The organism is Pseudoxanthomonas koreensis (assembly GCF_010093225.1).
GTDB classification, from domain to species: Bacteria; Pseudomonadota; Gammaproteobacteria; order Xanthomonadales; family Xanthomonadaceae; genus Pseudoxanthomonas; species Pseudoxanthomonas koreensis.
Genome location: NZ_PDWM01000004.1, coordinates 1 through 12,947, shown reverse-complemented (window position 1 = coordinate 12,947; position 12,947 = coordinate 1). Strand labels below are relative to the sequence as shown.

Annotated in this window: 9 protein-coding genes; 6 read left to right on the top strand and 3 right to left on the bottom strand. The window is 69.3% G+C overall.

Annotated elements, in window-relative coordinates; translation table 11 throughout:
• The first annotated feature begins 103 nt into the window (after positions 1-103).
• Together rplS and CSC64_RS02130 are read left to right on the top strand one after the other, a co-directional pair.
• Positions 104-499, top strand: coding sequence for a 50S ribosomal protein L19 (gene rplS, locus CSC64_RS02135; RefSeq protein ID WP_162433688.1), 396 nt, complete (start codon positions 104-106; stop codon positions 497-499).
• 127 nt (positions 500-626) lie between these two features.
• Positions 627-1,034, top strand: coding sequence for an RNA-binding S4 domain-containing protein (locus CSC64_RS02130; RefSeq protein ID WP_162433687.1), 408 nt, complete (start codon positions 627-629; stop codon positions 1,032-1,034).
• Positions 1,035-1,123: 89 nt separating this feature from the next.
• On the opposite strand, the gene CSC64_RS02125 is transcribed toward CSC64_RS02130, so the two are convergent.
• From CSC64_RS02125 to mutS, 3 genes are all read right to left on the bottom strand, one after another.
• Entirely contained in the window at positions 1,124-2,632 is a 1,509-nt protein-coding gene (locus CSC64_RS02125) for a catalase (RefSeq protein ID WP_162433686.1), read from the bottom strand.
• Between the two features lie 180 nt (positions 2,633-2,812).
• Entirely contained in the window at positions 2,813-3,445 is a 633-nt protein-coding gene (locus CSC64_RS02120; protein ID WP_162433685.1) for a DUF937 domain-containing protein, read from the bottom strand.
• Between the two features lie 77 nt (positions 3,446-3,522).
• Positions 3,523-6,153, bottom strand: a complete 2,631-nt coding sequence (gene mutS / locus CSC64_RS02115; protein ID WP_238389720.1) for a DNA mismatch repair protein MutS — start codon at positions 6,151-6,153, stop codon at positions 3,523-3,525.
• Between the two features lie 154 nt (positions 6,154-6,307).
• On the opposite strand from mutS, the gene CSC64_RS02110 reads away from it, so the two are divergent.
• The 4 genes from CSC64_RS02110 to CSC64_RS02095 all read left to right on the top strand — a co-directional run bounded on the left by CSC64_RS02110 (position 6,308) and on the right by CSC64_RS02095 (position 12,513).
• Positions 6,308-7,267, top strand: a complete 960-nt coding sequence (locus CSC64_RS02110; RefSeq protein WP_162433684.1) for a DUF6624 domain-containing protein — start codon at positions 6,308-6,310, stop codon at positions 7,265-7,267.
• A 78-nt stretch (positions 7,268-7,345) separates the two neighbouring features.
• Complete coding sequence (locus CSC64_RS02105) at positions 7,346-8,551, top strand: dipeptidase (RefSeq protein WP_162433683.1); 1,206 nt, start codon at positions 7,346-7,348, stop codon at positions 8,549-8,551.
• Between the two features lie 181 nt (positions 8,552-8,732).
• A complete protein-coding gene (locus CSC64_RS02100) occupies positions 8,733-9,659 on the top strand; it encodes a cation diffusion facilitator family transporter (RefSeq protein ID WP_425501652.1) in 927 nt (308 codons plus the stop codon).
• A gap of 205 nt (positions 9,660-9,864) precedes the next feature.
• Positions 9,865-12,513 carry a TonB-dependent receptor gene (locus tag CSC64_RS02095; RefSeq protein WP_238389719.1) on the top strand — a complete coding sequence of 883 codons (2,649 nt, stop codon included), beginning with the start codon at positions 9,865-9,867 and terminating at the stop codon, positions 12,511-12,513.
• Positions 12,514-12,947: the final 434 nt, after the last annotated feature.

Sequence of the window (12,947 nt, the reverse complement as noted above, 5' to 3'; positions counted from 1 at the left end):
GGCGGCAGGACCCAGAACAACAAGACGCGCAGCGTAATCCTGCGACTGCGTCATTCCGAGTTGTCGGATACGACACGCCCACCCGAACCCAGAGTCGGTCACCATGAGCAAGCTGAACAAGTCCATCGTCGCGGAATTCGAATCCGCCCAGATCACCCGCGAACTGCCGAAGTTCAGCCAAGGCGACACCGTCGTGGTGAACGTCAAGGTCAAGGAAGGCAACCGCGAGCGCGTCCAGGCCTATGAAGGCGTGGTCATCGGCACCAAGAACGCCGGCCTGAACTCTTCGTTCACCGTGCGCAAGATCTCGCACGGCTACGGCGTCGAGCGCGTGTTCCAGACCCACAGCGCCACCATCGACTCGGTCGAAGTGAAGCGCATCGGTCGCGTCCGCGCCGGCAAGCTGTACTACCTGCGTGGCCTGGAAGGCAAGGCCGCCCGCATCAAGGAAGACCTGGCCGCCGTGGCCAAGGCCAAGGCCGAGAAGGCCGCCGGCTGATCGCCGCGCATCCCTGGTGTCATCGCAACGGCCGCCGCAGGGCGGCCGTTTGCGTTGATGCCGGCGCGGGGCTTGAACCGCTGCGGGCGATGCCGCATGTAACCGGGACGACCCCGGGCAGGCGCTGATGCACGATTCCAACCCTTCGCAGGATTCCGTCCGCCTCGACGTGTGGCTGTGGGCCGCGCGCTTCTTCCGCACCCGCAGCCTGGCGCGGCAGGCGGTGGACACCGGCAAGGTCGAGGTTGGTGGCCAGCGCGCCAAGGCCTCGCGCTCGATCCGCGGCGGCGATGCGCTGAGCGTGGTGCGCGGCGGGGAAACATACGAGCTGGTCGTGCTCGGGCTCAGCGATACGCGCGGCCCGGCGCCGGTGGCGCAGGCGCTGTACCGGGAAACGGAGGCGTCGAAGGCGCGCCGCGAGGATCAGCGCCTGCAGCGCGCGGCGATGCGCGACGGCTACCGCCCGCCGGAACACCGCCCCGACAAGCGCGCCCGCCGCCTGATCCAGGCCCTCGGCGACATCGACGCCAGCTGAGGCAGAAAAAACGGCCGCCCATCACAGGCGGCCGTCGTTTGAACACCGCCGATCCTCCGGCCCGGAAACCCCGGGCCGGAGAACGGCGCTTACTCCTTGCCCAGGCTGTTCGGCGACTGCTCCGCAGCAAACGCGCCTAGCTTGCGCAGCGCCGCCTCCACGCCGGCGCCGTAGGCCGGATCGGCCTTGGTGCAGTTCTCCACGTGGCGGCGCTTGATGAAGTCCGGTGCATCGCCCATCGCGCGGGCGGTGTTGTCGAACAGCGCCTGCTGCTGTTCGGGCTTCATCAGCCGGAACAGGTCGCCTGGCTGCTTGTAGTAGTTGGAGTCGTTGTCGCGGAAATCCCACCAGTCGGCATTGCCGTTGATCTTCAGCGGCGGCTCGCGGAACTGCGGCTGCTCCTGCCACTGGTTGAAGCTGTTGGGCTCGTAGTGCGGCAGGCGGCCGTAGTTGCCGTCCATGCGCCCGTAGCCGTCGCGGTGGTTGCTGTTGACCGGGCAGCGCGCGGCGTTGACCGGGATCTGGTGGTAGTTCACGCCCAGGCGGTAGCGCTGCGCATCGGCGTAGTTGAACAGGCGCGCCTGCAGCATCTTGTCCGGCGACGGCGCGATGCCCGGGACCAGGTTGCCCGGCGCGAACGCGCTCTGCTCGACGTCGGCGAAGAAGTTCTCCGGGTTGCGGTTGAGCTCGAACTCGCCGACTTCGATCAGCGGATAGTCGCCCTTCGGCCACACCTTGGTCAGGTCGAACGGGTGGTAGGGCACCTTCTCCGCGTCGGTCTCCGGCATCACCTGGATGTACATCTTCCACTTCGGGAAATCGCCGCGCTCGATCGCCTCGAACAGGTCGCGCTGGTGGGTTTCACGGTCGTTGCCGACGGCCTCGGCCGCTTCGGCATCGGTCAGGTTCTTGATGCCCTGCTGGGTGCGGAAGTGGAACTTGACCCAGTAGCGCTCGCCCTTCTCGTTCCAGAAGCTGTAGGTATGCGAGCCGAAGCCGTGCATGTGGCGGTAGCTGGCCGGGATGCCGCGATCGCTCATCACGATCGTGACCTGGTGCAGCGCCTCGGGCAGCAGGGTCCACCAGTCCCAGTTGTTGGTGGCCGAACGCATGTTGGTGTGCGGGTCGCGCTTGACCGCCTTGTTGAGGTCCGGGAACTTGCGCGGATCACGGATGAAGAACACGGGGGTGTTGTTGCCCACCATGTCCCAGTTGCCTTCCTCGGTGTAGAACTTCAGCGCGAAGCCGCGGATGTCGCGCTCGGCGTCGGCCGCGCCGCGCTCGCCGGCCACGGTGGTGAAGCGCGCGAACATCTCGGTCTTCTTGCCGACCTGGGAGAAGATCGCCGCGCGGGTGTACTTCGTGATGTCGTTCGTCACCGTGAAGGTACCGAAGGCGCCCGAGCCCTTGGCGTGCATGCGCCGCTCCGGGATCACCTCGCGCACGAAGTTGGCCAGCTTCTCGTTGAGCCACACGTCCTGCGACAGCAGCGGGCCGCGCGGGCCGGCGGTGAAGCTGTTCTGGTTGTCCGGCACCGGGGCGCCGAACTGGGTGGTCAGGTGGGTGACCGGGCACTTCTTGTCGGATGGCGTGCTCATGGCTGGCGCTCCTGCGCATGTGATGGCCGGGTCAGCATATCGGCCGGCAGACGATTGATTAAATCGAATAAAAGAAACTGATGTATAGGTTCAGACTATTGATTTGACGGCCGCACGATCATCGGCCGGGCCGATGGCGAAAGGCAAGCCAGGGCATCGCCGGCTGCCGCCGGGAACAGCTCAGGTGCGGCCGCCGCCGAACAGGCCGCCACCGATCTTCAGCAGATCGCCGATGCCGAGCTGGCCATCGCCGTCCTGATCGAGCACCGCGCCGAGCAGGCCGCCACCCAGGCCACCCTGCTGGCGGACCTGCTGCTGCTCCTGGTCCAGGATCGAACCGAGCAGGCTGGCATCGGGACTGGCGCCGGCGGCGTTGCCCTGGCCCTGGAACATCTGTTTGGCCAGGAACGCGAGCACGATCGGGGCGAGGATCTTCAGCAGTTGCCCGGCCTTGTCGCCGCCCAGGCCCGTGGCCTGGCCCAGCGCGGCTTCGGCGCGCGGCTGCTGGCCGCCGAGCACGTGGCCGAGGATGCCGGCGCCGTTGGTCTGCCGGCTCTGGGTTCCGCCCAGCACCGCGCCGAGCAGGCCGCCAAGATCCGGGCCGCCGGCGAAATCGTTCTGCAGCGCGCCGAACAGGGCTTCGGCGCCCTGCGGCTGGCTGGCGTTGCGGCCCATCGCGCCGAGCAGCAGCGGCAGTGCCGCACCGATGGCGCCGGCGGGCTGGGCCTGGCCCACGCCGAGCTGCTGCGAGATCTGCTGCAGCGGTGCGCCGGACAACTGGGAGAACAGCTGGTCGGTCAGGGTGTTGCTCATACGGCACTCCTTCGGGGGGCGAGGATGGGGCCTGTGGGAGGGTCAATGTAGCGCAGTGCAGCCGGGCGAGCCCGGCTCTACAGGAGCGACTTGAGGCGGTATAGCGCTTCCAGCGCCTGCTTGGGCGTCAGCTCGTCGGGATCGATTGCCGCCAGCGCTTCCTGCGCGGCCGACGGTGCGGCGGCGAACAGGCCGAACTGCTGGGGCGCGTCCAGCGCCTGTGGCGCCATCTGCGAGGCGTGGGTCTCGCGGCCGCGCTGTTCGAGTTCTGCCAGCCTTCGCCGGGCCTGCTGCAGGGCGGCCTTCGGCAGGCCGGCCAGCGCCGCCACCTGCAGGCCGAAGCTGCGGTCGGCCGCGCCGTCCTTGACCGCGTGCATGAACACCAGGGTCTCGCTTCCATCCCGGTCGCGGTGCTCCACCGCGTCCAGGTGCACGTTGGCGATGCCGTGGTCGCCGGGCTCGGTGGCCAGCGCGGTCAGTTCGAAATAGTGCGTGGCGAACAGGGTCCAGCAGCGGTTGGCGGTGGCCAGGTGGCGCGCCACCGCGTCGGCCAGGGCCAGGCCGTCGTAGGTCGAGGTGCCGCGGCCGATCTCGTCCATCAGCACCAGCGACTGCGCGGTGGCGTGGTGGAGGATGTAGCTGGTCTCGGCCATCTCGACCATGAAAGTCGATTGCCCGCGGGCGAGGTCGTCGCCGGCGCCGATCCGGGTGAGGATGCGGTCGATCGGGCCGATCTGCGCGCGCGCGGCGGGCACGAAGCTGCCGATGTGGGCGAGCAGCACGATCAGCGCGTTCTGGCGCATGTAGGTGCTCTTGCCGCCCATGTTCGGGCCGGTGATCACCAGCATCCGCCGCGGCGGGACGTCAGGGTTGTCGTCGCCGTCGACGTGCAGGACCAGGTCGTTCGGCTCGAACGGCTCGGTGCGCACCGCTTCCACCACCGGATGGCGGCCGCGCTCGATCCGCAGGCAGGGCGCATCGACCAGTTCCGGGCGCGACCAGTCCAGCGCCTGCGCGCGCTCGGCGAAGCCGGCCAGCACGTCCAGCTCGCTGAGCGCGGCGGCGCAGCGCTTGAGCAGTTCCAGCAGCGCGTTGAGCGAATCGAGCAGGGCCTCGTACAGGAACTTCTCGCGGCCAAGCGCGCGCTCGCGCGCCGACAGCACCTTGTCCTCGAACGCCTTCAGTTCCTCGGTGATGTAGCGCTCGGCGCCGGTGAGGGTCTGGCGGCGGGTGTAGTGCACCGGCGCGCGCGCGGCCTGGCCCTTGCTGATCTCGATGTAGTAGCCGTGGACGCGGTTGTAGCCGACCTTGAGCGTGGCGATGCCGCTGCTCTCGCGCTCGCGCGCCTCCAGGTCGACCAGGAACTGGTCGGCGTGGGTGGAGAGGCGGCGCAGCTCGTCCAGTTCGGCGTCGTGGCCCTCGGCGATCACGCCGCCGTCGACCAGTTTCAGCGGTGGCTGCGGGGCGACGGCGGAGGCGAGCAGGTGCGCGGCTTCGTCCAGTTCGTCGTCACCGCCGCCGAGCGCGCCGGCCAGCGCCGCCAGCCGCGGCGAATCCAGCGGCGCCAGTTGCGCGCGCAGCGCCGGCAGCATCGCCAGGCCGTCGCGCAGGGTGGACAGGTCGCGCGGCCGCGCCGAGCGCAATGCGACGCGGGTGAGGATGCGTTCGAGGTCGCCCAGGCCGCGGAAGGCATCGCGCAGGTCGGCGTCGGCGCCGCCTTCGGACAGCGTGGCCACCGCGTGGTGGCGCTGGCCGAGCACGTCGCGGTCGCGCAGCGGCCGGTGCAGCCAGCGCCGCAGCAGGCGCCCGCCCATCGGGGTGATGGTGGAGTCGAGCACGCCGAGCAGGGTGTGGCGGCTGTCGCCATCCACCCGCGTGTCCAGTTCCAGGTGGCGGCGGGTGGCGGCGTTCATCGCGATCGCGTCGCCCGCGGTTTCCACCGCGATCGAGGTCAGGTGCGGCAGCTGCTGCTTCTGCGTTTCCTCGACGTAGCCCAGCAGCGCGCCGGCAGCGGCCACCGCCAGCGGCTTGTCCTCGATGCCGAAGCCGGTGAGGTCGTGCAGGCCGAAGAAGCGCAGCGGCTGGCGCCGGCCGCTGTCCGGATCGAACAGCCACGGCGGGCGCCGGCGCAGCGCACCGGCGCTCATCGGCGGCAGGCCTTCCTCGTCGGGCACCAGCAGCTCGGCCGGCTCCAGCCGCGCCAGTTCGGCCAGCAGCTGGTCGTCGTTGTCGACCTGGTTGACCATGAAGCGGCCACCGGCCAGGTCGGCCCAGGCCAGGCCGTAGCCGCTGCGCCCGCGCGCCACCGCCATCAGCAGGGTGTCGCGGCGCTCGTCCAGCAGCGCCTCGTCGGTGACCGTGCCGGGAGTGACGATGCGTACCACCTTGCGTTCGACCAGGCCCTTGGCCTGCGCCGGGTCGCCGATCTGCTCGCAGATCGCCACCGACTCGCCCAGCGCCACCAGCCGCGCCAGGTAGCCTTCGTAGGCATGCACCGGAACGCCGGCCATCGGGATCGGCGCGCCGCCGGAGCTGCCGCGCTGGGTCAGGGTGATGTCGAGCAGCCGCGCGGCCTTGCGCGCGTCGTCGTAGAACAGCTCGTAGAAGTCGCCCATGCGGAAGAACAGCAGCAGGTCCGGGTAGTCGGACTTGGCTGCGAAGAACTGCTTCATCAGCGGCGTGTGTTCGGTCTTAACCTGTTGATTCATCTGTTATCAGGGCCGCTTCATCAGTGGCCGCCCTTGTGCCGGCCGTTCGCGATTGTCGTTTTGTCCGGGGTGCACCGCGGGCGCGCACGCCGACGATGGAGAGATTATCGGATGACCCGGGGGAAGTTGCCCGGTCCGGGAGTAGGCTGTGGTTATGCACGGGGACATCCCCCGGTCGAGCCGACAGGGAGCGTTGCCGATCATGAAGACCCACTTCGCGAACGTTGCCGCCGTGGCCCTGGCGGTCCTCGCGCCGTTCCATGCCCTAGCCGCTTCCGCGACCGTGGACGCTGCGCTGGAAGCGTATCAGGCAGGGGATTACGCCAAGTGCGCCGACACGCTCACCGCCATGCAGGGCCAGGTACCGGTTCTGCCGCAGGGTGTCGACCTGTTCTACGTCGAGTGCCTTGCCGCCGCCGGGCGCATCGATGAAGCGTTCGCATACGTGCGCAGGGAATTGCCCAACGGGCGGATCGACCTGGCCGAGCTGAAGTCCAAGGACCGTCCCGGACTCAACCGGTTGCGCGCGTCGGCCGGGTGGGCGCCTGCCCTGGCCGAAGCCGCGAAGCTGGAAGCCGACCGGCAGGCGAAGATCGACCAGCCCCTGCGCGATGAGCTGGTTGCCCGGGGCGCGAAGGACCAGGCCGTGCGACAGCAGGCCATCGACGAAGGTGGCGATGCCAGGGCCTGGGAGCAGACGGCCGCCGTGGACCGGGACAACGCGGCCTGGCTGAAGGGTGTCGTCGCGGAAAAGGGCTGGCCGACCCTGGCGACCGTGGGCCATGACGGGGCACAGGCGGCGTTCCTGATCGCGCAGCACGCCAGCTTCGACCAGGCGTTCCAGGAACAGGTGCTGGTCGAACTGGAGGCGGCGGTGGAGCGGAAGGAGGCGGAACCGGGCGACCTGGCCCTGCTCACCGACCGCGTCCTGCGCCAGCAGGGAAAGCCGCAGGTCTACGGAACCCAGTTCACCTTCAACGAAGACGGCAGCATGTCGATGCAGCCGACCGCCGACCCGGACGGACTGGATGATCGCCGGGCGTCCATGGGCCTGCCCCCGATCGCCGAATACAGGAAGTCGTTGTCGGAGATCTACAGGCGTCCGGTGAAGTAGGCCGATCCGGCCCCGGCCTGTTGACCTGCCTCCGCCGGGCCGTACGATCGACGGATCCCGAACCGCGCCGGAGCGCCCATGCCCATCCGCCATTCCGCCTTCCTGCTGTTGCTCGCCACCGGCCACGTGCTTGCCGCCGGTGCCACCGATCCGCGCCAGCTGGCCCGCGACGTGGTGGTGGTCGACACGCACATCGATGCACCCGGCGAGCTGCTGGACGGATGGAGGGACCTGGGCGAGCTCACGCCCGACCGCGAGTTCGACTACCCGCGTGCGCGCGAGGGCGGGCTGGACGTGGCGTTCATGTCGATCTACACCTCGCCCGGGCAGGACCGGGCCGGCACCGCGCGCGAAATCGCCCACAAGCAGATCGACGCGGTCGAGGCGATGGTCGGCCGCCACCCGGACCGCTTCGCCAAGCTGGTTTCGCCGCGCGACGTCGAGCGCCTGCGGGCCGATGGCCACGTGCTACTGGCACTGGGCATGGAGAACGGCGCACCGATCGGCGACGACCTGGCCGAGCTGGCGCGCTTCCACGCGCGCGGCGTGCGCTACATCACCCTGGCCCACAGCGAGAGCAACCGCATCAGCGATTCCTCCTACGGCCTCGAGCGCCAGTGGAACGGACTGAGCCCGTTCGGCCGCAAGGTGGTGGAGGAAATGAACCGGCTCGGGATCATGGTCGACGTGTCGCACCTGTCCGACGACGCGGCGCGCCAGGCGATCGAGCTGAGCCGGGTACCGGTGATCGCCAGCCATTCCGGTTTCCGCCATTTCACCCCGGGCTTCGAGCGCAACGTGGACGACGACCTGGCCAGGGAGATCGCGGCGCGCGGCGGCGTGGTCCAGGTCACCTTCGGCAGCGCCTTCGTCAATCCGCAGATGGCCGCCGACACCCAGGCCTATTTCCAGGCCCGCGCCGCGCTGGACGAACGCAACGCCGCCGCCCGCGCCGCCGGCCGTCCGGAGGAGGACCGGGCCGCGTTCGAGGCCGAATGGGAGCGCACGCATCCGCCGCGGCCCACCGCGATCGATGCGGTGGTCGAGCAGGTCGACTACGGGGTGAAGCTGATCGGCATCGACCACATCGGCCTGGGCTCGGACTTCGACGGCGTGTCCGGCAACCTCCCCGACGGCCTGCGCAGCGTCGCCGACTATCCCAACCTGGTCGCGGCGCTGCAGGCGCGCGGTTACAGCGACCAGGACCTGGCGAAGATCCTCGGCGGCAACCTGCTGCGGGTGTGGTCGGCGGTGGAGGCCGGCGCCGCGGAGGCCAGGGAATGAGCGTGCGGCGCCGTTGCGCGGCGCGCACGACCGCGCCAGTCGCAGGGTCGGGATGTAATAGTTTCCCCGCGGGCCCGGCGCGATAGTAGCGGCCATGGCCCACGATCCCCGCGACATCGCCGACCACCACCACCACCCTGCCAGCTCGCCCGGGCATGCGCACGGGCATGCACACGGTCACATCGGCCACCACCACGGTCCCGGCGGGCACACCCACGTGCCGTCGGAGATCCGCTTCGAAAAGCCGCTGTGGTGGGCGCTGGGACTGACCGCGACGGTACTGGTGGCCGAGGTGGTCGGAGCCTGGCTGACCAACAGCCTGGCGCTGCTGTCCGATGCCGCGCACATGGCCACCGACACCCTGGCCCTGGCGATCGCCCTGGTCGCCGTGCGCCTGGCGCGCCTGCCGGCCGATGCGAAGCGGACCTACGGCTATGTCCGTTTCGAGGCGCTGGGCGCGCTGGTCAACGGCGCGCTGCTGTTCGCGCTGGCCGGCTGGATCCTCTGGGAAGCCTGGCAGCGCTTCCGTACCCCCTTGCCGGTGGCGAGCCTGGGCATGCTGGCGGTGGCCGTCGTCGGGCTCGCGTGCAATCTCGTGGCGATGCGCCTGCTGCATGCGGGCAGCGGGCAGAGCCTGAACGTCAAGGGCGCCTACCTGGAAGTGTGGAGCGACATGCTCGGCTCGCTGGCGGTGATCGTGGCGGCGTTGCTGATCCGCTTCACCGGCTGGCTGTGGGTCGACCCGTTGCTGGCGGTGCTGATCGGCCTGTGGGTGCTGCCACGCACCTGGGTGCTGGTACGCGAGGCCCTGAACGTGCTGATGGAGGGCGTGCCGCAGGGCGTGGACCTGGCCGCGGTGCGCGCCGACCTGGGCGCGCATCCGCAGGTGGTCGGCGTGCACGACCTGCATGTGTGGGCGCTGGCGTCGCGCACCCCGGCGCTGACCGCGCACGTGGTCATGGCCGACGGGACGGAAGGGCCGGCCGTGCGCCGCGAACTCGAGCACATGCTGGACCAGCGCCACCGCATCGTGCACGTGACCCTGCAGATGGAGGTGGCGGGCGAGGACCCCTGCGAGGGTGGCGATTGCGGTCCTGGCCACGGGTGAGGGGAGGGGGGAGACCCCTTTCCGGCACTCCATCCTTAAATGACCCCGGGCGTATCGCCGCAGCGCAAAATGCGGTATTTGTGAAGCCGGTTTAACTTTCGGGTGGGGATACTGCCCCGAATGGAACCGTTCCACCGCCTTTTCGAGTACCGGCAGCACAGCAAAAACAAGAACGTCCGCCATCAAATCACCTGGGGAGGGAGTCATGGCCTGCGCAACCTTGAAGCACACTGGACTGGCGATCGCGGTGGTCGCCGCGCTCTCGTGCATGGCCGCCGCTCCTTCGGCGCATGCACAGGAGGCCGCGGCGCAGCCCGCCGCGGAGAAGGAGGAGCCGACCACCCTGGCCGGCCTGACCGTGACCGCGCAGAAGCGCGAGGAAGCGCTGCAGGACGTGCCGATCTCGGTCACGGCCATTTCCGAGCAGCTGCTGCAGGACACCGGCGTGCGCGACATCAAGGACCTGCAGATCCTGGTTCCGGGCATGACCGTGACCAGCACCCAGAGTGAAGCCATCACCACCGCGCGCATCCGCGGCATCGGCACGGTCGGCGACAACGTCGGCCTGGAGTCGTCGGTGGGCGTGGTCATCGACGGCGTGTACCGGCCGCGCAACAGCGTCGGCTTCGGCGACCTGGGCCAGCTCGAGCGGATCGAGGTGCTCAAGGGCCCGCAGGGCACGGTGTTCGGCAAGAACACCTCGGCCGGCGTGATCAACGTGGTCACCCGCAACCCCAGCTACACCCAGAGCGCGGAGGGCGAGCTCACCCTCGGCGACGGCGGCGCCTGGGGCGTGGCCGGCAGCTACAACGACGCGTTCAGCGACACGGCCGCGTTCAACGTCTACGCGGCCAAGCGCTCGCGCGACGGCTGGATGGACGTGGAAACCGGCAACGGCCCGCGCCGCGAGACCGACGACTACGACCAGAACTTCCACACCGTGCGCGCCAAGCTGCTGTTCGAGCCGACCGACACGCTCGACATCCTGGTCAGCACCGACTACACCAGCCGCGAAGAGAACTGCTGCACCGCGGTGCAGACCACGGTCGGCGCCACCTCGGCGATCATCAACGGCGTGGCCGGCGGCGGCAAGGCGATCGCCGCGCCGGGCGACGACCCGTTCGACCGCCAGGCCTACAGCAACCGCGCCACCACCCAGGACATCAAGGACAAGGGCGTCGCGCTGCAGGTCGACTGGGATACCGGCGCGCTGGGCGATGCCACCCTGACCTCGATCACCGCCTGGCGCCAGTGGGAGGCGATCAACGGCCTGGACTACGACTTCAGCACCGCCGACCTGATCTACCGCAACGCCGACGCGAACGAGTCGTTCACCGGCTTCGAGACCTTCAGCCAGGAACTGCGCCTGACCGGCTCCACCGACCGGGTCGACTGGATGGTCGGCGCGTTCTATTCGGACGAGGACCTGGACCGCACCGAGAGCTACCGCGTCGGCGCCGGCTACGAGCCCTACCTGTCCACCCTGGTCGGCTCGCAGCTGCTGGGGCAGATGGCCGCCGCGCTGGCGCCGCTGGGCCTGACCGTCAACACCGCCAACCCGGCGCTGCTGATGTCGCAGGTGAGCGGCCGTCCGTTCGGCACCAACTTCGCCGGCCTCGGCGCGCTGGACCACCACCAGCAGAACGCGAAGAGCACGGCGCTGTTCACCAACAACACCTGGCACGCGACCGACGCGCTGGACCTGACCCTGGGCCTGCGCTACACCCACGAGAAGAAGACCCTCGATTCGGTCTACAGCAACCCCAACGGCAGCGCCGGCTGCGCGGCCACCCTGGCCAACCCGACCGCACGCGTGGGCGCGGCCCTGGCCCAGCGCATCAACGGCTTCGGCTCGCTGCCGCCGGCGACCCAGGCGGCGATCATGGCCCAGCTGCTGCCCACGGCGGTGCCGGCGCTGGTCGGCCGCATGTGCCTGCCGTGGACCAACGTGCTACACAACGGGCGCGTGGTGTCGCAGGAGAACGACGAGAAGGAATGGTCCGGCACGCTCAAGGCCGCCTACCGCTGGAACGACGAGGTGATGGGCTACGCGTCCTACGCGCGCGGCTACAAGGGTGGCGGCTTCAACCTGGACCGCGTGCAGTCGGCCGACGGCACCTCCGCCGGCGCGCCGGGCATCGTCCCGGCCGACGACACCTCGTTCCCGGGCGAGTTCGTCGACAGCTACGAGCTCGGCGCCAAGACCACCTGGGCCGACGGCAACCTGCTGTTCAACGCAGCGCTGTTCTACCAGGAGTACACCGACTTCCAGCTCAACAGCTTCCTCGGCACCAGCTTCGTGGTGCGCTCGATCCCCGAGGTGGTGTCCAAGGGCGTGGACACCGAGTTCATGTGGCAGGCGATGGACGGGCTGATGCTGCAGGGCGGCCTGATGTACGCCGATACCCGCTACGGCAGCAACATCCCCGGCTCGGACTTCATCGAGCCCACCGGCGCGCTGTACAAGCTGCCGGGGGCGCAGATGAGCTTCGCGCCGAAGTGGTCCGGCTCGGCCGCGGTGACCTACGAATGGGATTTCGGCAGCAACCTGGTCGGCCGCTTCAACGTGGGCGCCAAGTACATGTCCGAGTACAACACCGGCTCGGACCTGGACCCGGAGAAGATGCAGGACGCGTTCACCGTGGCCAATGCCCGCATCGGCTTCGGCTCGCGCGACCAGCGCTGGATGGTGGAGCTGTGGAGCACCAACCTGTTCGACACCGACTACGTGCAGGTGGGCTTCGACGGCCCGCTGCAGGTCGCCAGCTCGGTGCCCAACGACCCGGCCAACACCTACAACGCGTTCCTCGGCGCGCCGCGGATGTACGGGGTGACGTTCCGCGCCCGCTACTGAGCGGACCGGAAATCTATGACGCGGGGGCTGCTTCGGCGGCCCCCGTTTCTTTTAGGCTTGGCTGGACTCTGCACGATCCAGGAGCGAAGCAGGGGCAGGAGCGCGGAAGCAGGAGCAGGAGCCCCGGCTCCGGTGGGGGCCGCCGTTCTGCCGCACTGGGGGTCGTCGCTCACGTCGGCGTCCCTGCCTCAGTTCGCGAGCGCGGCACATCCATGTGCCGCTCGACCCCCAATGCGGCAGAACGACGTCCTCTCGCGGCGTTGAGTTCGTGGCTTCGTTCGACCAATAGAAGCCACGCCCCAAAAGATCGCGAAGGACGCCGTACCTTGGGTATATGGCCCAAGTGGCACATGGATGTGCCACGGCCCTTCGTAAAGACAGGATGTCGTCCCGAAGGGTGGGCCATATACCCAAGGTGCGGCGGCCCCCGCCGG